The sequence below is a fragment of the Rhodanobacter sp. A1T4 genome (assembly GCF_014207185.1).
Taxonomy (GTDB): domain Bacteria; phylum Pseudomonadota; class Gammaproteobacteria; order Xanthomonadales; family Rhodanobacteraceae; genus Rhodanobacter.
The window spans coordinates 405,181-425,200 of the sequence record NZ_JACHCP010000003.1 but is presented as its reverse complement, the minus strand read 5'-3'; the positions used below and the strand labels follow the sequence as shown (position 1 = coordinate 425,200).

Here is a 20,020-nt window from a genome sequence, read left to right as displayed (position 1 = left end):
ATGTTGTCCATTGTCGAGATCGACTACGGCACCCCGAAAGCCGTTTCCGCGAACACCGTCATCCTGCAGATCGATGGCAAGAACATCAGCGTGCCCGAGGGCACATCGGTAATGCGCGCCGCTGCACAGGCCGGCATCAATATTCCGAAACTCTGCGCCACCGAGATGCTTGATGCGTTCGGCTCATGCCGCCTCTGCCTGGTCGAGATCGAAGGCCGCAAGGGCTATCCAGCGTCCTGCACCACGCCGGTGGCCGCCGGCATGAAGATCAGCACGCAGACGCCCAAGCTCGCCGAAATCCGTCGCGGCGTGATGGAGCTGTACATCTCCGATCATCCGCTCGACTGCCTCACCTGCCCCGCCAATGGACACTGCGAACTGCAGGATATGGCTGGTGTGGTCGGCCTGCGCGAAGTGCGCTATGGCTACGAGGGCGCCAACCATGTTTTTGCACGCATCCCTGCGAGCAAAGGTCAAAAAGCGGCCATCCATGGCCGCACTCATGAATTAGTGCCGAACCCACTGTTTTCCCCGAAAGACGAATCCAACCCCTACTTCACCTTCGATCCTTCCAAGTGCATCGCCTGCTCACGTTGCGTACGCGCCTGCGATGAGGTACAGGGCACGTTTGCGCTGACGATCCAGGGGCGTGGTTTCGAATCCAAGGTTGCCGCCAGCCAGGACAACCGCTTCCTCGACTCCGAGTGCGTGTCGTGCGGCGCCTGCGTGCAGGCCTGCCCTACCGCCACGCTGTCGGAAAAATCGCTGATCGACAAGGGACAGGCCGAGCACAGCGTCACGACGACCTGCGCCTATTGCGGCGTCGGCTGCAGCTTCCGCGCCGAAATGAAGGGCGAGGAAATCGTGCGCATGGTGCCGAACAAGGACGGCCACGCGAATCACGGCCACTCCTGCGTCAAGGGACGCTTCGCCATCGGCTATGCCAGCCACCCGGACCGCATCACCACACCGATGATCCGCGCCAGCATCGCCGATCCGTGGAAAGTGGTCAGCTGGGATGAAGCATTCGCTCACGTCGGCAGCGAGTTCAAGCGGCTGCAGGCCACCTATGGCACCCATTCCGTCGGCGGCATCACCTCCTCGCGCTGCACCAACGAGGAAACCTATCTGGTGCAGAAACTGGTCCGCGCCGGCTTCGGCAACAACAACGTCGACACCTGCGCCCGCGTGTGTCATTCGCCGACTGGCTACGGCCTCAAAGCCACGATGGGAGAATCGGCCGGCACGCAGGATTTCGATTCAATCGAAAAGACCGACGTGGTGCTGGTGATTGGTGCCAACCCCACCGACGCGCATCCGGTCTTCGGCTCACAGATGAAGCAGCGACTGCGGGCGGGCGCCAAGCTCATCGTGATCGACCCGCGCCGCATCGACCTTGTACGCACGCCGCATATCAAGGCCGACTATCACCTCAAGCTGAAACCCGGTACGAATGTCGCCGTGCTCAATACAATGGCCTATGTCATCGTTTCCGAGGGCCTGGTCGACCATGATTTCGTCGCCAGGCGCTGCGAACCGGAAGCCTTTGCCAAATGGTCCGCGTTCGTATCCCAGGACAAATACAGCCCCGAGGCGATGGAGGCGCAGACTGGTGTCTCCGCTGAGGCAGTTCGCGGTGCCGCACGCTTGTACGCCACTGGTGGCAACGGCGCGATCTATTACGGGCTGGGCGTGACCGAGCACGCACAGGGCTCGACAACGGTAATGGCGATCGCCAATCTCGCCATGGCCACCGGCAATATCGGTCGCGAAGGTGTCGGCGTGAACCCGCTGCGCGGCCAGAACAACGTGCAGGGTTCGTGCGATATGGGTTCGTTCCCGCACGAGTTTCCCGGCTATCGCCACGTCAGCGACGTCGCCACCCGCGAGCTGTTCGAAAAAGCCTGGGGCGTGCCGCTGTACAACGAGCCGGGTCTGCGCATTCCCAACATGTTCGAGGCGGCGCTCGATGGCAGCTTCAAGGGCCTGTATGTCGAGGGTGAGGACATCGCCCAGTCCGATCCGGATACCCAGCACGTGACCGCCGCGCTCAGCGCGATGGAGTGCGTCGTGGTGCAGGACCTGTTCCTCAATGAGACGGCCAAATACGCGCACGTGTTTCTTCCCGGCAGCTCATTCCTGGAAAAGGACGGTACTTTTACCAACGCCGAGCGCCGCGTCTCGCGCGTGCGCAAGGTGATGGCGCCCAAGGCCGGCTATGCGGACTGGGAGATCACCCAGAAACTGGCGCAGGCGATGGGCTATCCGATGAACTACGGTCACGCGTCGGAGATCATGGACGAGATCGCCGCGCTCACGCCGACATTCCACGGCGTCAGCTTCGACCGCATCGACGAGCTGGGTTCGGTCCAGTGGCCGTGCAACGAGGAGCACCCGAACGGTACGCCGGTGATGCACGTCGACGAGTTCGTCCGCGGCAAGGGCCGCTTCATGCTGACCGAATACGTACCGACCCGCGAGAAGGTCAACGCCGAGCATCCGCTGATCCTCACCACCGGGCGCATCCTTAGCCAGTACAACGTGGGTGCACAGACGCGGCGTACGGCCAACGTGATGTGGCACGACGAGGACCGGCTGGAAATCCATCCGCATGACGCGGAGGAACGCGGCATCAACGACGCCGACTGGGTCGGTATTGCCAGCCGCTCGGGCGAAACCGTGCTGCGCGCCATGGTCTCCGAGCGCATGCAGCCCGGTGTGGTCTACACGACGTTTCATTTTCCCGAGTCCGGCGCCAATGTCATCACCACCGATAACTCGGACTGGGCGACCAACTGTCCCGAGTACAAGGTCACCGCGGTGCAAGTCACCCGCGTGTCGCAGCCGTCCGAATGGCAAAAGCGTTTTCGCGCCTTCTCCAACGAACAGCAGTCACTGCTGGACCAATCGGCCGCGGCTCAACCGGCAGATACGCTTGGGCAACAGTGAGAAAACAGGGCTAGAGGCCGGTTTGCCAAGCACCGGCTTCGTCAGCCGCCCCGTCGATCGCTGGCGCGGTGGCAAGGCGACGTACGAGGACGATTGCGTCGCCGAAGAGATGCCGATCGCGATGCTCTACAACGGCGTGAGCTTTGCCGTAATGATGGCGACGCCGCATAACCTCGAAGATTTCGCGCTGGGCTTTTCGCTGAGCGAGGGGCTGATCGCATCGCCGGCGCAACTGCAGAAGGTCGAAGTCCAGACCTTGCTCGAAGGCATTCAACTTTCGATGACCGTCGCTGCCGAAGCTCACGGTGCGCATCTCGCCAATCAGCATGAGCGACTGCTACCCGGTCGCAGTGGCTGCGGCATCTGCGGCACTCGCGATCTGGAGCAGGCGATACGCCAGAGTTCGCCAGTCGGTGCAGGCTGCACCATAACGCGCAGAGCGCTGGAAAACGCGTTGAGCCAGCTGCACTGCCAGCAACCCATGAATGCAGCGACGGGTGCGGTGCATGCCGCGGCATGGGCTGACCGCGAAGGAAATATTCTGCTGGTGCGCGAGGACGTCGGTCGCCACAACGCGCTGGATAAACTCATTGGCGCCATGCATCAGGGCTCCATCGATCCGCAGACCGGCATGGCGCTGGTCACCAGCCGCGCCAGCTACGAGATGGTGACCAAGGCATCCAGCGCTGGCATCGCCCTGCTCGCCGCCATTTCCGCACCTACCGCGTTGGCGATCGAGCTGGCGCGCAGCGCCGGCATCACCCTGGTCGGCTTCGCCCGACCCGGCAGCCACAACGTCTATACCCATCCGCATCGACTGTTGTCCGATCAGCCGTCCGAACGTTTGCAGGAGCCATGATGCACATCGAACGACTGATCACCATGGCCAACGATATCGCCACGTATTTCACCTCGGAGCCTGACCACGCCACCGCGGTGAATGGCGTGCGCGATCACCTGACCCGCTTCTGGGACCCCGTGATGCGTCGCCAGCTGAAAACTTTTGTCACCGAAGGTGGCGAAGGCCTGTTGCCATTGGCCAACGAGGCAGTCGAAGGCTTGAACGTACCCGCCGTGCTCAACTAAGCGGACTTATCGCGTATAAGCAGACTGCAGCACTGTCGTTGGTCCATACCTTTGACTGACGCTATGTAGTCGACTATATATCGAGCGATTCCATCAATTTCGGGACAAACATGCACAAGACCCGCCCGCGCCACATGGCATTCGCCCTCTCGTTGGCTATGACTTTCTGGGTCGGTTCCGCAGCTGCCGGTGACGTGGTGGTGTCGGCTGCATCGAGTCTTACCAATGCATTCCAGAACGTGGCCACAGCCTACGAGGCAAAGCATCCGGGCACCAAGGTGGTGCTCAACTTTGCGGCGTCGGACGTGCTGTTGCAGCAGATTGCCAATGGTGCGCCGGCCGACGTATTTGCCTCCGCCGACCAGACGGCGATGGACGAGGCGCAAACGCAAGGCGTGCTGCTGAAGGGCTCGCGGAAAAATTTCGCGACCAACCAGCTGGTGCTGATCGTGCCGATGGCGAGTCATTTGAATATCACCAGCCTCAAGGATCTCGACCAGCCTGCCATCAAGCGGATTGCCTACGGTGATCCGGCCTCGGTTCCGGTTGGTCGTTATACGAAGGCAGCGCTGGAGGCAGATGGTTCGTGGCCGGCGGTGTCGGCCAAGGCCGTGCTGGCGCAGAACGTGCGGCAGAGTCTGGATTACGTAGCACGCGACGAGGTCGATGCCGGCTTCGTGTTCGCCACCGATGCCGCCATCATGCCGGACAAGGTCAGGATCACGTTGCGGGTGAGCTCACCCACGCCGATCAGCTATCCGATCGCGGTCGTCTCGCTGGCAAAGCATGTCGACGACGCCAGGGCATTCGAGGACTTCGTGCTTTCGCCGGAAGGTCAGCAACTGCTGGCAAAGTCCGGCTTCCTCAAGCCTTGAACTGAAACGCCCGATGGATATCTGGATGCCGTTGCTACTGTCGCTGAAAGTGGCGATCTGGGCAACGGCGCTGAATCTACTGATCGGAGTCGCGGTGGCCTTCGGTCTGTCGCGTTGGAGTTCGCCGCTGCGTGATCTGGTCGATTCACTGCTGACCCTGCCGCTGGTTCTGCCTCCCACTGTGCTGGGATATTACCTGCTGGTGCTATTGGGCCGGCGCGGCGTTTTTGGTGCGTGGCTTGAACGCTGGGGCATCAATCCAGTGTTTACCTGGGAGGGCGCAGTGATCGCCTCGACCCTGGTTGCCTTTCCGTTGATCCAGAAAGCCGCGCGTGCAGCCTTCGAGAATGTCGATCCGCAGCTGGAAAGCGCCGCGCGTGTGCTTGGCCTGTCCGAATGGGCAGTGTTCTTCCGGATATCGCTACCGCTGGCCTCGAAAGGAATCACCGCCGGCGCCCTGCTCGCCTTTGCCCGCGCCCTGGGTGAATTCGGTGCCACGCTGATGATTGCCGGCAACCTCCCCGGTCGCACGCAGACGCTGTCCGTCGCGATCTACGCCGCTGTCCAGGCTGGCGACGACAGGGGGGCCAACATACTCGTGATCGTGGCCTCGACGACCTGTGTGGTGGTGCTGCTGATCGCCGGCAGGCTCGCACCGGACCGCTCACGACTGCGGCGAGTGTCCTGACGTATGACCGTAGATATTTCATTTCGCCGCGTACTGGCCAACACCGACCGACGCTTCGAGCTGGATGTCGCCGTTCGTTCAACGAGCCGACGTGTCGTTTTGTATGGGCCTTCCGGTTCCGGCAAGAGCATGACGCTGCGCGCGATCGCGGGACTGCTGACGCCGGACGAAGGCCGTATAGCCGTGAATCAACACGTGCTGTTTGACTCGGCGCTCAGTGTGAATCTGGCACCACAGGTGCGCAAGGTCGGCTACCTGTTTCAAGATTACGCGCTGTTCCCGCATCTTTCAGTAGCACAGAACGTGGCGTTCGGCATGCGTACCGGCATCCTCAATCCGCGCAGAGGAGCTATCCCCCAAGTCGCGGCAAGCTGGCTCGAAGCGTTTGAACTCGATGTCGTAGCGACGCACTACCCATCACAGATTTCCGGCGGGCAGAAGCAACGCGTGGCGCTGGCTCGCGCGCTCGCCGCCGAGCCCGACATCCTGCTGTTGGATGAACCCTTTTCGGCACTGGATCCGCCATTGCGTGTGCGCATGCGTCGCGAGCTGGCCGCACTACAGACGCGTCTCGATCTGCAGATGCTGATCATCACGCATGATCCGGCAGATGTGGAGGCGCTGGGCGAGCACGTGCTGGAGATTCGCGATGGGCGCATTTTCAGCGACTCGGCTCCCGCCGGCCAATAGCGTCGCGGCTGACGCCTAATCCGTCGTCCCCATGTTCATAAATTATCCATCAATGTAGCGACGCCTAGCTTGCCGTCGATAACGCATGCACGACGCTTTGCCACAACACTGCCCAGTGCCCGTGCTTGCAAGCGGGCTATGGCCGCTTCATGCTACGGAAGTGCTCGCGGGCATGGCTTGTCAAAGCCGTGTGCCTCATCGCCACCGGGTGGTTTCTTCATGAACACAGGATCGTTTGCCTATGAGCGTCACCAGTCCCGCTGAGCGTGAAGAGCTGAACCGGCTGCTGATACAGACCGGGCGTAACGACCAAAAAGCCTTTGCAGAACTGTACAAGCGCACCTCGTCCAAGTTGTTCGGTGTCTGCCTGCGCATGCTGCGCGATCGCAGCGAAGCCGAAGAGGTGCTGCAGGAAACCTATACGACGGTTTGGCGTCGCGCCGCCGGGTTCGACGCCGCCAAGGCCAGCGCCATTACCTGGCTGATCACCCTGTCACGCAACAAGGCCATCGATCGGTTGCGACAGCACCGCGAGGAGTTGATGGATGACCCGTCCAAACTCGAACAGACGGTAGACGATCAGCCCACGCCGGCAGCCGGCGCCGAAACCAGCCAGGAGTATGGGCGCCTGCAGCATTGCCTCGACGCGCTTGAACCACAACAACGTGATTCGGTACGTGAAGCCTTTTTCACCGGGGCTACGTATAACGAATTAGCGACGCGCTCCAAGGTGCCGCTCGGAACCATGAAAAGCTGGATCCGTCGAAGCTTGATGCAATTACGGGTATGCCTGGAACAATGAATACACCAGCCGACGAGGGTAACGACAATCTGCGCTATGCCGAGTACGTGCTTGGCGTACTTGACGCCGATGCGCGCGCGGCCGTCGCTCAGGAAGTCCAGACGACTGACGAAGCCGCGGCGGCGGTCGCCTTGTGGCAGCGTCGTCTGATGCCGTTGAGCGATGAGATCGCCAGCGTCACACCAGGTGCCTACGTGTGGGTAAGGATTCATGACGACCTGCAGCTCGATGTGCCAGTGGCTGCCACGCGAACCCAGCCGAGCAAGGGACTATGGAACAACTTGCCGCTGTGGCATTGGCTTGGCATCGGCGCGAGTGCGCTGGCTGTGGCACTGCTGGTGGTCATCGCATTGCCGCATCGCGAAACCGCGCCTGCAGTAACAGCGAGCGCCGGTTATATGGTTTCAACCATCCAGCAGGACAACGGAGTCACCGGCTGGACCGCCACGATGGACCTCGATCGCGCGCGGATGGTCGTGGTACCCGCTGCCCCCGTCGCGCTCGCCAGCGGGCGAGCACCCGAACTGTGGCTGATCCCCCAAGGCGGCAAACCTATCTCGGTCGGCATGATCACGCGTGATGCACCAACAACGATCACGCTGGATTCTTCATTGCTTGCCAAACTTGGCCCGACCGCCTTGCTTGCCGTGTCGGTGGAACCGATAGGTGGGTCACCGACCGGTCAACCCACTGGAGCGGTCATTGCCAAGGGTTCGATCAGCGGCTCACCTGACGCACATGATCACGTGGTGCGGGTAGCGACAACGTTCAATGGCATGGGCGACGGTCGGTCCGTCTGACGCTGTCACGAGTGTCGTTTCGCGCATGAGCACAGCACTGGTTCTGTTTCGGCGCGATCTACGGCTGATCGACAACCCGGCCCTGACCGCCGCGTGCGAGTCGCACGAACATGTGCTGCCGGTCTATATCCATGACCCGGATGAAAGTGGCGCCTGGGCAGCCGGCGGCGCTAGCCGATGGTGGCTGCACCATTCACTGACCTCGCTGCAGACACGACTACACAGTCACCATGCAGGCCTGCATATCCGTCGAGGTCACAGCCTGGCTATCCTGCAGGAGCTGATAAAGCACAGTGGCGCAGAGGCGGTCTATTGGAACCGCCTGTACGAACCCAGCGCCATCGCAAACGATATCCGCAACAAGGCTGCCTTGCGCGAACAAGGTCTCGCCGTGCACAGCTACAACGCTGCGTTATGGCGGGAGCCATGGCAGATTGCCACGCAACAAGGCGACCCGTATCGGGTATTTACGCCCTACTGGCGCAACCTGCGAGCGCACCTGCAAGTAGTCGCGCCCCTGCCCGAACCCACGCTGCGCGGCTGGAACAAGCTTCCGGGCGGGCTGGAGTTGTCGGCACTAAAGCTGCTGCCGGCCATTCCATGGGACGCGGGCTTCGCTGAAAGCTGGCAACCCGGCGAACACGGTGCCAGGCAGATGCTGGAACTCTTCTGCGATGACGCCGTGAGCGACTACGCGCAGGCGCGCGACCTGCCAGCACGACACGGCACATCGCGCCTTTCGCCATACCTGCATTTCGGCGAGATATCACCGCGGCAGATCCACTTCGCCTTGATCAAGCACGTCAAACGCATGGATGCAAAGCGGCGGCCGGATATCGAGCCGTATCTGCGTGAACTGGGCTGGCGCGAGTTTGCCTATCACCTGCTTTATCACTTTCCGAAAACGCCAACGGAAAACTTCAATCCGCGCTTCGATAGCTTTCACTGGAATCCGCCTGACAAAGCGTTGCTTAAACGCTGGCAGCAGGGGCGCACCGGTATTCCGCTGGTCGATGCCGGCATGCGCGAGCTGTGGCATACGGGATGGATGCATAACCGTGTGCGGATGATCGTGGCCAGCTTTCTGACCAAAAATCTGCGACAACACTGGCACGAAGGCGAGCGCTGGTTCTGGGACACCCTGGTCGATGCCGACCTGGCCAGCAACACACTGGGCTGGCAATGGGTAGCCGGCTGTGGCGCCGACGCCGCGCCGTATTTCCGAGTATTCAACCCGGTGACGCAAGCAAGGAAGTTCGATCCCGACGGCGTCTACCTGCGGCGCTGGTTGCCGGAGTTGGCCGACTTTCCGCTCGATACGCTGCACGAACCATGGAAAGACCCCGAGCGAGCGAGGCAGAGCGGTTATCCCTCGCCCATCGTTGATCTCGCGCAGTCCCGCCAGGACGCTCTCGCGGCGTATCGGACCCGAAAAGACTGACGATTCGTTGGTACGGATCCGCATGGAACCGCTCGCAACGTAGGCACGTACCGGGGACCGCAAGATCAAGCGCCATCGCTGCGAGCGCAATCCCGGTACTCGTACGCACCGCAGGTGGCGAAATGCCGGCAACGCGGGCTTGTGCATGCATCCGTATCGAGCGTTGGCTCGTACTTGTAAGCACACGCTAGACAGGCAGACACCATGGCATTCTCCAAACCCGTTTCGATGCCTTGCCCCGGACGGGTAGAGTCCTCGCTACCCTTCGCAGCGACGCCGGTGGGAAAAGGCTCATGGGTCGCCCGACAATTGCGTGCGTGGTTTGACACCTCGGCAGTAGCGGCGATTGACGACGAGCGCGCCGACCGGATCGACTGGCTGCGCGCCGCGCCGTTTATCGCGATGCATCTGGCCTGCATCGCAGTGATCTGGGTCGGCGTGTCGCCGATCTCGCTGATCGTGGCGGGTGCCCTGTATGCGATCCGCATGTTTGCGCTCACTGGTTTCTATCATCGCTATTTTTCGCATCGCACATTCCGGACCTCACGCGCGGTGCAATTCATCTTCGCGCTGATCGGTGCGTCATGCGTGCAGCGCGGACCACTGTGGTGGGCCGCGCACCATCGCAATCATCATCGCCATGCCGATACCGAACTCGACCCGCATTCGCCGACCATCTACGGTTTTATCTGGAGCCACGTCGGCTGGTTTCTGACACCGCGCAATTTCCAGACGGATCTTTCGCGCGTGCCGGACCTGGCCAAATTTCCTGAGTTGCGTGTGCTCGATCGCTATGACACGTTGGTGCCGGTCCTGCTCGCTGTAGCGATGTATTTTTTTGGCGTACTGCTGCACCACGTGGCGCCACAGCTGGGCACCAGCGGTGGTCAGATGCTGATCTGGGGCTTCTTTGTTTCGACCGTGGTGTTGTTCCATGCCACCGTCACGATCAACTCGCTGGCGCACCGTTTCGGCTCGCGTCGTTACGAGACCAAGGACAGCAGCCGCAACAACGTCTGGCTGGCATTGATCACCTTTGGCGAGGGCTGGCACAACAATCACCACTACTTCCCTGGTTCAAGCCGCCAGGGCTTTCATTGGTGGGAAATCGACATCACCTGGTACGGCCTCAAGCTGATGTCGGGGCTGGGACTGGTGCAGGGTTTGAAGCCGGTGCCTGCCTGGGTGTACGCCAAGGCGCGGAGCTAAGCCATGCGCATCGCCGTGGTGGGGTCAGGTATCGCGGGCCTCGCATCGGCGTGGCTATTGTCGCGCGAGCACGAGGTCACGCTGTTCGAGGCCGGTGATTATCTGGGTGGTCATACGCATACCCACGACATCGCGCTGCATGACAGAAACTACCGGATTGATACCGGCTTCATTGTGCATAACCCTGCGCATTACCCGCTGCTAACGCGCATGCTGAGTCAGCTCGGTGTGGCGTCGCAGGCCACGACCATGAGTTTTTCGCTGCACAACGAAGCCACCGGACTTGAATACAACGCGGCCACGCTCGACACGCTGTTCTGCCAGCGCCGCAACCTGCTCTCACCGCGCTTCATCGGCATGGTGCGCGACCTGATGCGCTTCTATCGCGAGGCACCCGCTCTGCTGGAGCAGCCGCACGACACCATCACGCTGGGCGATTACCTCACCCAAAACAGCTACGGCACCGCCTTCCGCGATGAGCATCTGGTGCCAATGGCATCCGCGCTGTGGTCATCGCCACCCGCCCGGATACTCGGATTCCCTGCCCGCTACCTCGTGCAGTTCATGGCCAATCACCAGATGTTGCAGATCAGCGACCGTCCGCAGTGGCGGGTGGTGAAAGACGGTTCGTCGAGTTATGTGAAAGCGCTGCGCGCCCACTGGTCGGTGCGCGAGCGACTGAATTGCGCGGTGCGTTCGATCTGGCGCCATGCCGAAGGCGTGGAAGTGGAAAGCCTCGCCGGCATCGAGCATTTCGATCAGGTCGTGCTGGCCTGCCATAGCGATCAGGCGCTGGCGCTGCTGGCGGACGCGAATGATCGCGAGCAATCGATCCTCGGCGACATGCCATACCAGGTCAACGACACCGTCCTGCATACCGATGCCAGTTTACTGCCTGTGCGCCGCAAGGCTTGGGCAGCCTGGAATGCCTGGCTTCCACGCGATCCGGCTGAAGCCTGTACGGTGAGCTACTGCATGAACCTGCTGCAAGGTATCGAATCGCCTGAGCCCTTCGTCGTCACCCTGAACCGTACCGACGCGATCGATCCAGCCAAGGTGCTGCGCCGCATGCATTACGAGCACCCGGTCTACAGCACCACCTCGGTGGCTGCGCAGACTCGCAAGGCCGAGATCCAGGGCCGTCGCCACACATGGTTCGCTGGCGCCTACTGGGGCTGGGGCTTCCATGAGGACGGCATGCGCAGCGCGGTCGAAGTGGCCGAGGCGCTTGGCGTGCGCTGGTCCGCCGATACCAATCCGTTCCATGAAGACGAGCCTCACGAAGAGGCGCTGCCAGCGTGAACGCAAGACTCTCCATCGAGAGTGCACCCGCACCGGCGCCATTGGCTAGCGCCATCTATGAAGGCGTGGTGCGTCATCGTCGGATGGGGCCGCACCCGCACAGCTTCGATTACAAGATGGCGCAGGTCTATCTGGATCTCGACGAGATCAACACGGTTTTCGAGCAGCGCTGGTTGTGGTCCAACGAGAAGCGCAACCTGGCGCAATTTCGCCGCGATGATTATCTGGGCCCCAACGAATTGTCGTTGGCCGATGCCGTGCGTCAACGCGTCGAACAAGCCACCGGTGAACGACCGGCCGGACCGATTCGCCTGCTGACGCATCTGCGTTACTTTGGCTACGCCTTCAATCCAGTGAGCTTCTATTACTGCTACGCCGAAGACGGTGTGACCTTGGTCTGCATCGTTGCGGAAATCACCAATATGCCGTGGCGTGAGCGTCACGCTTATGTGCTCCCCATCGATACCGCCGAAACGCATGGTCGCGCCATGGGCTGGATTTTCCCCAAGATCTTCCACGTCTCGCCGTTCATGCCGATGGCTCGCGACTATGCCTGGCGCTTCACCGCGCCCGGGGACGATCTACGCGTGCATATGGACGTATTACGTGACGGTGAGCGTGAGTTCGACGCCACCCTGACCCTGCATCGGCGCCCTTTGAACAGCGCATCGCTTGCGCGCGTGCTGTGGCGTTATCCGCTGATGACGGCGCAGGTCGTCAGCGTCATCCATTGGCAAGCGCTTCGCCTATGGCTAAAACGCAACCCTGTTTACGATCACCCGCAACCGCTTTGAGGTCCACATGAACGCCGTCGTTAAATCCAACGTCACCCAAACTACCCATGCGTCGACGGTGTCCGCTGGCGCACGTTTCCTGCGCCAGCGCTTGCTCGCACAGATGGCGGGACTCCAGCAGGGGCGACTGGTTCTGACCGATGCACTGGGCAAGATCGAACTGGGCACGCCAGCCAACCAGCCGACCGATATCGTCGTGCATCTCGACGTGCTCGACACGGGTTTCTACCGCGCGGTCGCAGCCAATGGCAGCGTTGGCGCAGGCGAAGCTTATATGGACGGTATGTGGCGCTGCGACAACTTGGTCGGGCTAATCCAGCTGCTGGTGCGCAACCGCGATCTGCTCGACGGCATGGAGACCGGCATGGCGCGGATGGGCGGCATGGCGATGCGTGCGTGGCATGCCCTGCAACGCAATACGCGCACCGGCAGTCGACGCAATATTGCGGCGCACTACGATCTGGGCAACGATTTTTTCGAGCTATTCCTATCGTCGGATCTGATGTATTCCTCGGCGATCTGGGACGGCGCCAACGACACGCTGGAAGCCGCCTCTACACGCAAGCTGGAGCGTATCTGCCGCAAGCTCGATCTCAAGCCGACCGACCGCGTGGTCGAGATCGGCACCGGCTGGGGTGGCTTTGCACTTTACGCCACTCAGCATTACGGCTGCCACGTCACTACTACCACGATCTCCAAAGAGCAACACGCGCTGGCCAGCGAACGCATCGCTGCTGCCGGCATGAGTGCGCACGTCACCCTGCTGCTGGAGGACTACCGCGACCTCACTGGCACCTACGACAAGCTGGTGTCGATCGAAATGGTCGAAGCGATCGGCGCGCAATATATCGACACGTATTTCGCCAAGCTCGGCTCGCTATTGAAACCCGATGGACTGGCACTGCTGCAGGCCATCACCATCGAGGATCACCGCTACGCAAAGGCCGTAACGGAAGTCGACTTCATCAAGCGGCACGTGTTTCCGGGCAGCTTCATTCCGTCGATCAGCGCGATGCTCGATGCCAAGACGCGCACGACCGATCTGGCGCTGGTGCAACTGGAAGACTTCGGCGAATCCTACGCGCGTACCTTGGAAGCATGGCGTGGTCGATTCATCGCACGGCTGTCGCAAGTTCACGCGCAAGGCTTCGATGATCGTTTTATCCGGATGTGGGAGTTCTATCTCGCTTACTGCGAGGGCGGTTTCCGCGAACGTTCGATCGGCGTCTCCCATCTGTTGCTGGCGAAACCAGACAATCGTCGTCCATCGCTGCTGCCGCCGCTTGAAACGGTAACCAAGGTCCATGCATGAAATTCTGGGTCTGCCTCATCGGCTATCAGTCGGTCTGGTTCGCTGCCGTGATTGGCGCGGAGCACGGGCTGGCGTGGCCGGGCGTGCTCGGCATGTTGATCTACGCCTCGTTCCAATTGGGTCTGCTGCATAACTACAAGACGCACCTGTCGCTGATGGCTGTAGCACTCGTCATGGGCTGTGTGGTGGATGGTGGCCTGGCTTATACGGGCCTGGCGCGTTTCGGTGCACCGTGGCCGTCAGCCTCGTTTGCGCCGGTGTGGATTCTTGCACTGTGGATGACGTTTTCGCTGACCTTCACCCTATCGCTGGCCTATTTGCAGAAACGTTTGTGGGTTGCCGTTCTGTTCGGCGCCATAGGCGGACCGGTGGCGTATATGAGTGCGAGTCGGGGATTCCATGTGGTGACGTTTGCCGACCCGAGCTGGCGCGGCCTGCTATGGCTGGGAATCGGCTGGGCGCTGGCGACACCGGCGCTGGCCTGGCTGGCAAAACATTCGTCGCCGGCAGAAAAGACCGAGCCGGCGACAGCACTGCAGGGACACGCATCATGAATCCCTGGATTCAGCTCGCATGCCTTTGGGCATTGGCCGCGCTGATGATGACCCTCGGCTGGATGTGGCAGCGTCTGCGATCCAACGCCGGCATCGTCGATGTGCTCTGGTCGTGCGGCGTTGGCGGCAGCGCCGTGCTGTTTGCCACGTTGGGCGATGGCGCTACGTGGCCGCGGCTGACCATGGCCGTACTCGGTAGCTTGTGGGGCATGCGTTTGGCCGCCCATTTGTGGAAGCGCGTCAGCGACGAGCCGGAAGACGGCCGCTACCATCATCTGCGCGAACACTGGAAAGGCAATCAGTTTTACTTCTTTCTGTTCTTTCAGTTTCAGGCGTTTTTGATCGTGCTCTTTTCGCTGCCGTTTCTCGCGGTCGCGCACAACGCCCAGACGCACGGCTCATGGATGCTGGCAGCCATTGTCATCTGGCTGATCAGCGTCATCGGTGAATCGGTTGCCGACCGCCAGCTGGCAACGTTTCGGGCCGGTGAATTGAATCGCGGAATGACTTGTCGCGCTGGCCTGTGGCGCTACTCGCGCCATCCCAACTATTTCCTTGAATGGATCCACTGGTTCGCCTACGTCTGCCTCGCCGTGGGTTCGCCCCGCTTCTGGCTGGTGTGGTCGGGACCGGTGGTCATGTACATCTTTCTGCGCTGGATCAGTGGCATTCCCTATACCGAGACGCATGCGCTGCGCAGTCGCGGTGACGATTACCGCGACTACCAGCGCACCACTCCAATGCTGTTTCCCTGGTTTTCCAAGAGGACCGAACGATGAGTCATCCAGCCGTTGTCACCGCCGAACTGCCGCAGGAGAAGCCTGCTCCCGGACTGCTGGGCATGGCCGAGCGCGGCCATTTGCCTGACGCGCTGCTGCGTCAAGGCATACGCCGTATGTGCGCACAGCGTCTGCGCGAAGAAATGGCTGGCGGACTCGATGAGCAGGCCGCGCGTTTTGCCGAACGGATCGAGATGCTGCGCCAGAGCCCGGTGGCGATCCACACCGATGCCGCCAACGCTCAGCATTACGAATTGCCGCCTGCGTTCTTCGAGCAATGCCTCGGCAAACGCCTGAAATATTCCGGTTGCTACTACCCGCGCGGCGACGAAACGCTGGAGCAGGCCGAGGAAGCGATGCTGACACTTTACGGTCAGCGCGCCGAGCTGGCCGATGGCCAGAAGATTCTCGAACTTGGCTGCGGCTGGGGTTCGCTCACACTATGGATGGCCGAACGTTATCCGAATGCGCAGATCACCGCTGTCTCCAATTCCAGTCCGCAGCGCAAACATATCGAAGCGCAATGCGTGAAGCGTGGCTTGTCCAACGTGCACGTGATTACGCAGGACGTGAATCAACTCGAGATGGATTCCGCACAGTTTGATCGCTGCGTGTCGATCGAGATGTTCGAGCACATGCGCAACTACGAAACCTTGCTGGGTCGGGTGGCTAGCTGGCTGAAACCCGGCGGCAAGCTCTTCGTGCACATTTTTGCGCACAAGACCCTGATGTATCCGTTCGAGACGGAGGGTGACGACAACTGGATGGGTCGCCATTTCTTTACCGGCGGGCTGATGCCGGCGTCGGACACGCTGCTGTGGTTTCAACGTGATCTGCAAATCGAGCAGCGCTGGCACGTCGATGGAACGCATTACCAGCGTACCGCCAACCATTGGCTGGCGAATCAGGATGCGCGCAAGCAGCAGATCATGGTCACCCTGACCGAAGCCTACGGCGCAAAGGCCGCCGCATTATGGTTTCAGCGCTGGCGGATGTTCTGGATGTCGTGTGCCGAATTGTTCGGCTATGACAATGGCCAGGAATGGTTGGTCGCCCACTATCGGTTTGTTCGTCCTTGATGCATTGCCTAGCCGTAGCCGTAATCGACACCGGAGTAATCCATGCGCTTTACCAAAGCCATTCTGATGATCGGCGTGCTGGCGCTGATATCAGTAACTTCGCTCGCGGCCGATATGGCGCCGATCAAGCCGGTCGAGAAAGTCGACCTGCAGCGCTTCATGGGCCCGTGGTACGTGATTGCCTCGATTCCATCGGCGCTTGAGAAGAAAGCCTACAACGCCGTCGAGACCTACACACTGGCACCCAATGGCCACATCGATACGGTGTTCCGCTATCGCAATAGCGCCTTCACCAATCCGATCAAGACCATCAAGTCGACCGGCTTCGTGACGCCGAATACCAACAATACCGTCTGGGGCGTGCAGATCGTCTGGCCGATCAAGGCACAGTACGTCATTGCCTATCTGGACGATCATTACAGCGAAACCATCATCGCCCGCGACAAGCGCGATTACGTCTGGATCATGGCACGCACGCCAACTATCCCGCAGACGGACTACGATGCGATGGTGGCCCGCGTCACCGCGATGGGTTACAAGGTGTCTGACATCCGCAAAGTGCCACAGCAATGGCCTGAAGCGGCCAGTCACTAAATCGGTGTATCGGTCTTTTTGAAACGAGCTCGCATGTCGGTCAGCATTGTCCCAGCGCTCAAAACCACTGCAGAAAGCGCGGCGCTGTCCGATTTTGTGACATCGCATAGGCGTCTGTTCGTGTTGACCGGTGCCGGCTGCAGTACGGATTCCGGCATTCCCGATTATCGCGATAGCCATGGCGCTTGGAAACGCACGCCACCGGTGACCTATCAGGCTTTCGTCGGCAGCGAGGCGACGCGGCAACGTTACTGGGCGCGCAATCTGGTCGGCTGGCGGCGTTTCGGCACCGCATTACCCAACGGCACGCATCGTGCTCTGGCCAAGCTGGAAGCTCAAGACAAGCTAGTGCTACTGCTGACACAAAATGTCGATCGCCTGCATCAGGCTGCCGGTAATAAAAACGTGATCGACCTGCATGGCCGGATGGATGTGATCCGCTGCCTGGGTTGCGAGCAGCGACTACCGCGCGGTGAATTCCAGGCCGAACTGTTGCGACTGAATCCCGCATGGGCCGATATCGATGCGCTGGATGCACCCGATGGCGATGCCGATCTGCAGGAACAGGATTTCTCCGGCTTCAATGTTCCGGTCTGTTTCCAATGCGGCGGCATGCTGAAGCCTGACGTGGTGTTCTTTGGCGAAAACGTTCCGCGTGATCGCGTCGATGCAGCCATGCAGGCGATGCGGGAATCCGACGCCGTGCTGGTCGTCGGATCGTCGCTGATGGTGTATTCGGGCTACCGCTTCGTGCATGCCGCCGTTGCTGCAGGCAAACCCGTCGCAGCCATCAATAGAGGCCACACGCGCGCCGATCCGCTACTGACCTTGAAAGTCGACCAGTCGTGCGCGCAGGCGCTGGCTTTTATTTAGAACGATAGCGCTACCGTCTAGAAGACTAACGGCGGGCGCGAAAAAATTCGCGCAACAATGTGGCCGACTCATCAGCGAGCAAGCCACCACTGACATCAATACGATGGTTGTGCTTTTCGGATATCAGCGTATCGAACACGCTACCCGCCGCACCGGTCTTTGGATCCACCGCAGCGTAGACCACACGCCCTACCCGCGCATGGATCATCGCCATCGCACACATCGAACACGGCTCCAGCGTCACGTAAAGTGTGGCACCCGACAGACGATGATTGGCCAGCTTTTCTCCCGCTGCGCGCAGTGCCTGAATTTCGGCATGAGCAGTGGGATCATGCAAAGTGATATTGCGATTCCAGCCCAGCCCGACAATCTCGTTGTCGATAACCAGCACAGCACCGACCGGCACCTCGTTTTCGACATCGCGCGCGTGTTCCGCCAGCTGCAGCGCGCGACGCATATAACCAACGTCGTCGGCACTGAACGATGAGGCAATATCCATGATGGTCACTTCGTCACTCATGCCCGGGTTTGGCGATCCGGTGTTGGAAGATATCCCGGAGGCGCTCTGCGGAGTTATTCCCACTCAATCGTGGCTGGCGGCTTGCCGCTGATGTCGTAGACGACGCGAGAGACACCGCGTAGTTCGTTGATGATCCGGTTCGATACCTTGCCCAGAAACTCGTACGGCAGATGCGCCCAGTGCGCGGTCATGAAGTCGATGGTTTCCACGGCGCGCAGTGCGATCACCCATTCGTAGGCCCGCGCATCACCGACCACACCCACCGATTTCACCGGTAGAAATACCGCGAAGGCCTGGCTGGTCTTGTCGTAAAGATCGGCCTTGCGCAGCTCATCGATGAAGATCGCATCGGCCTGCGCCAGCAACTCGGCGTATTCGCGCTTCACTTCGCCAAGAATGCGCACGCCCAAACCGGGACCAGGGAACGGATGGCGATAAACCATCTCGCGCGGCAGGCCCAGCTCAACGCCGATGCGCCGTACCTCGTCCTTGAACAGCTCGCGCAGCGGCTCGACCAGCTTGAGCTTCATATGCGCCGGCAGACCGCCAACGTTGTGGTGACTCTTGATCACGTGTGCCTTGCCGGTCTTGCTGCCGGCCGACTCGATGACGTCAGGATAGATCGTGCCCTGGGCCAGCCACTTCACCGCGCCTGCGCCATCGGCAGTGAGTTTTGACGATTCCTCGTCAAAGATTTCGATGAACAGGCCGCCGATGATCTTGCGTTTGGCCTCCGGATCCGCAACGCCGGCCAACGCATCAAAATAACGGTTCTGCGCATTGACGCGTATCACTTTGACGCCCATGCCGTGATCATCTGAGGCCGCCGCCATCGTGGCCATCACCTGATCGCCTTCCTTCCAGCGCAGCAGGCCGGTATCGACGAACACACAGGTGAGCTTGTCGCCGATCGCGCGATGTAGCAAGGCGGCGACCACTGACGAATCGACGCCGCCGGAAAGCCCCAGCAGTACATGATCGTCGCCAACCTGCTCACGCACCCGTGCAATCTGGTCGTCGATGATATTGGCTGCTGTCCACAGCGTCTGGCAGCCGCAGATCTCGGTGATGAAGCGCTTCAGCAGCGCCCCGCCCTGCTTCGTATGCGTTACCTCGGGATGGAACTGCACGCCATACCAGCGCTTCTCATCGTTTTCCATCACCGCAACCGGAATGCGATCGGTGTTGCCAGTGACTACGAAACCCGGCGGCGCCTTGGCCACGTGATCGCCATGGCTCATCCACACGTCGAGACGATGGCTGTCGACGTGATCGGTGAGATTCTTGAACAGACGGCTATTTGAAACGATATCCACTTCGGCGCGGCCAAATTCCCTGGCATCAGCCGCTTCGGTGGTACCACCAAGCTGCGCTGCCATCGTCTGCATGCCGTAGCAGATGCCAAGTATCGGCAGGCCCGAATCGAACGCCTGCTGCGGTGCCTTGGGTGCATCGGCCAGCGTGGTGGATTCGGGGCCACCGGAAAAGATGATGCCCTTCGCACCAAATGCAACGATCTCGTTCGGATCGTGATCCCACGCCCAGATCTCGCAATACACGCCGATCTCGCGAATGCGCCGTGCGATCAGCTGCGTGTACTGCGCGCCAAAATCGAGAATGAGGATCTTGTCGCTGTGGATATTGGTCATGGGTTGGCGGCTTGGCGGATACGG

At 60.7% G+C, this 20,020-nt stretch carries 20 protein-coding genes; 18 read left to right on the top strand and 2 right to left on the bottom strand.

Going from position 1 to position 20,020, the window contains the following annotated elements:
- The 18 genes from fdhF to HDE80_RS08110 all read left to right on the top strand — a co-directional run bounded on the left by fdhF (position 1) and on the right by HDE80_RS08110 (position 17,827).
- A complete protein-coding gene (gene fdhF, locus HDE80_RS08195) occupies positions 1 to 2,949 on the top strand; it encodes a formate dehydrogenase subunit alpha (RefSeq protein WP_184602167.1) in 2,949 nt (982 codons plus the stop codon).
- Positions 2,936 to 3,808 (top strand): formate dehydrogenase accessory sulfurtransferase FdhD, encoded by an 873-nt coding sequence (fdhD, locus tag HDE80_RS08190; RefSeq protein ID WP_255483636.1) that lies wholly within the window; start codon positions 2,936 to 2,938, stop codon positions 3,806 to 3,808. The genes fdhF and fdhD overlap by 14 nt, the downstream gene beginning before the upstream one ends.
- Positions 3,808 to 4,035, top strand: a complete 228-nt coding sequence (locus HDE80_RS08185) for a formate dehydrogenase subunit delta (protein ID WP_184602168.1) — start codon at positions 3,808 to 3,810, stop codon at positions 4,033 to 4,035. Before fdhD ends, HDE80_RS08185 begins: the two co-directional genes overlap by 1 nt.
- A 110-nt stretch (positions 4,036 to 4,145) precedes the next feature.
- The gene (gene modA / locus HDE80_RS08180; protein ID WP_184669701.1) at positions 4,146 to 4,910 is read left to right on the top strand and encodes a molybdate ABC transporter substrate-binding protein; all 765 of its coding nucleotides are present in this window, start codon (positions 4,146 to 4,148) and stop codon (positions 4,908 to 4,910) included.
- A 13-nt stretch (positions 4,911 to 4,923) separates the two neighbouring features.
- Positions 4,924 to 5,598, top strand: coding sequence for a molybdate ABC transporter permease subunit (gene modB, locus HDE80_RS08175; RefSeq protein ID WP_184669699.1), 675 nt, complete (start codon positions 4,924 to 4,926; stop codon positions 5,596 to 5,598).
- Between the two features lie 3 nt (positions 5,599 to 5,601).
- The gene (locus HDE80_RS08170) at positions 5,602 to 6,288 is read left to right on the top strand and encodes an ATP-binding cassette domain-containing protein (RefSeq protein WP_184669691.1); all 687 of its coding nucleotides are present in this window, start codon (positions 5,602 to 5,604) and stop codon (positions 6,286 to 6,288) included.
- A gap of 241 nt (positions 6,289 to 6,529) precedes the next feature.
- Positions 6,530 to 7,090, top strand: coding sequence for a sigma-70 family RNA polymerase sigma factor (locus tag HDE80_RS08165; RefSeq protein ID WP_184669684.1), 561 nt, complete (start codon positions 6,530 to 6,532; stop codon positions 7,088 to 7,090).
- A complete protein-coding gene (locus HDE80_RS08160) occupies positions 7,087 to 7,890 on the top strand; it encodes an anti-sigma factor (protein WP_184669682.1) in 804 nt (267 codons plus the stop codon). Before HDE80_RS08165 ends, HDE80_RS08160 begins: the two co-directional genes overlap by 4 nt.
- 25 nt (positions 7,891 to 7,915) lie before the next feature.
- The gene (locus HDE80_RS08155) at positions 7,916 to 9,331 is read left to right on the top strand and encodes a deoxyribodipyrimidine photo-lyase (protein ID WP_184669680.1); all 1,416 of its coding nucleotides are present in this window, start codon (positions 7,916 to 7,918) and stop codon (positions 9,329 to 9,331) included.
- A gap of 228 nt (positions 9,332 to 9,559) precedes the next feature.
- Complete coding sequence (locus tag HDE80_RS08150; protein ID WP_184669957.1) at positions 9,560 to 10,540, top strand: acyl-CoA desaturase; 981 nt, start codon at positions 9,560 to 9,562, stop codon at positions 10,538 to 10,540.
- Between the two features lie 3 nt (positions 10,541 to 10,543).
- Positions 10,544 to 11,842 (top strand): FAD-dependent oxidoreductase, encoded by a 1,299-nt coding sequence (locus HDE80_RS08145; protein WP_184669678.1) that lies wholly within the window; start codon positions 10,544 to 10,546, stop codon positions 11,840 to 11,842.
- The gene (locus HDE80_RS08140; protein ID WP_345776425.1) at positions 11,839 to 12,636 is read left to right on the top strand and encodes a DUF1365 domain-containing protein; all 798 of its coding nucleotides are present in this window, start codon (positions 11,839 to 11,841) and stop codon (positions 12,634 to 12,636) included. The genes HDE80_RS08145 and HDE80_RS08140 overlap by 4 nt, the downstream gene beginning before the upstream one ends.
- A 7-nt stretch (positions 12,637 to 12,643) precedes the next feature.
- Positions 12,644 to 13,948 carry a cyclopropane-fatty-acyl-phospholipid synthase family protein gene (locus HDE80_RS08135; RefSeq protein ID WP_184669676.1) on the top strand — a complete coding sequence of 435 codons (1,305 nt, stop codon included), beginning with the start codon at positions 12,644 to 12,646 and terminating at the stop codon, positions 13,946 to 13,948.
- Positions 13,945 to 14,502, top strand: coding sequence for a DUF2878 domain-containing protein (locus HDE80_RS08130; RefSeq protein WP_184669674.1), 558 nt, complete (start codon positions 13,945 to 13,947; stop codon positions 14,500 to 14,502). The genes HDE80_RS08135 and HDE80_RS08130 overlap by 4 nt, the downstream gene beginning before the upstream one ends.
- Entirely contained in the window at positions 14,499 to 15,281 is a 783-nt protein-coding gene (locus tag HDE80_RS08125; RefSeq protein WP_184669672.1) for a DUF1295 domain-containing protein, read from the top strand. Before HDE80_RS08130 ends, HDE80_RS08125 begins: the two co-directional genes overlap by 4 nt.
- Before the next feature lie 62 nt (positions 15,282 to 15,343).
- Positions 15,344 to 16,360, top strand: a complete 1,017-nt coding sequence (locus HDE80_RS08120) for a cyclopropane-fatty-acyl-phospholipid synthase family protein (protein ID WP_255483650.1) — start codon at positions 15,344 to 15,346, stop codon at positions 16,358 to 16,360.
- Between the two features lie 42 nt (positions 16,361 to 16,402).
- Positions 16,403 to 16,954 carry a lipocalin family protein gene (locus HDE80_RS08115; protein WP_184669668.1) on the top strand — a complete coding sequence of 184 codons (552 nt, stop codon included), beginning with the start codon at positions 16,403 to 16,405 and terminating at the stop codon, positions 16,952 to 16,954.
- Positions 16,955 to 16,987: 33 nt separating this feature from the next.
- Positions 16,988 to 17,827: an NAD-dependent protein deacetylase gene (locus tag HDE80_RS08110; RefSeq protein WP_184669667.1), complete on the top strand. Its 840-nt coding sequence runs from the start codon at positions 16,988 to 16,990 to the stop codon at positions 17,825 to 17,827.
- 25 nt (positions 17,828 to 17,852) lie between these two features.
- On the opposite strand, the gene tadA is transcribed toward HDE80_RS08110, so the two are convergent.
- Both tadA and guaA read right to left on the bottom strand, forming a co-directional pair.
- Positions 17,853 to 18,347, bottom strand: coding sequence for a tRNA adenosine(34) deaminase TadA (gene tadA, locus HDE80_RS08105; RefSeq protein WP_184669665.1), 495 nt, complete (start codon positions 18,345 to 18,347; stop codon positions 17,853 to 17,855).
- A 53-nt stretch (positions 18,348 to 18,400) separates the two neighbouring features.
- Complete coding sequence (guaA, locus tag HDE80_RS08100) at positions 18,401 to 19,996, bottom strand: glutamine-hydrolyzing GMP synthase (protein WP_184669663.1); 1,596 nt, start codon at positions 19,994 to 19,996, stop codon at positions 18,401 to 18,403.
- Positions 19,997 to 20,020: the final 24 nt, after the last annotated feature.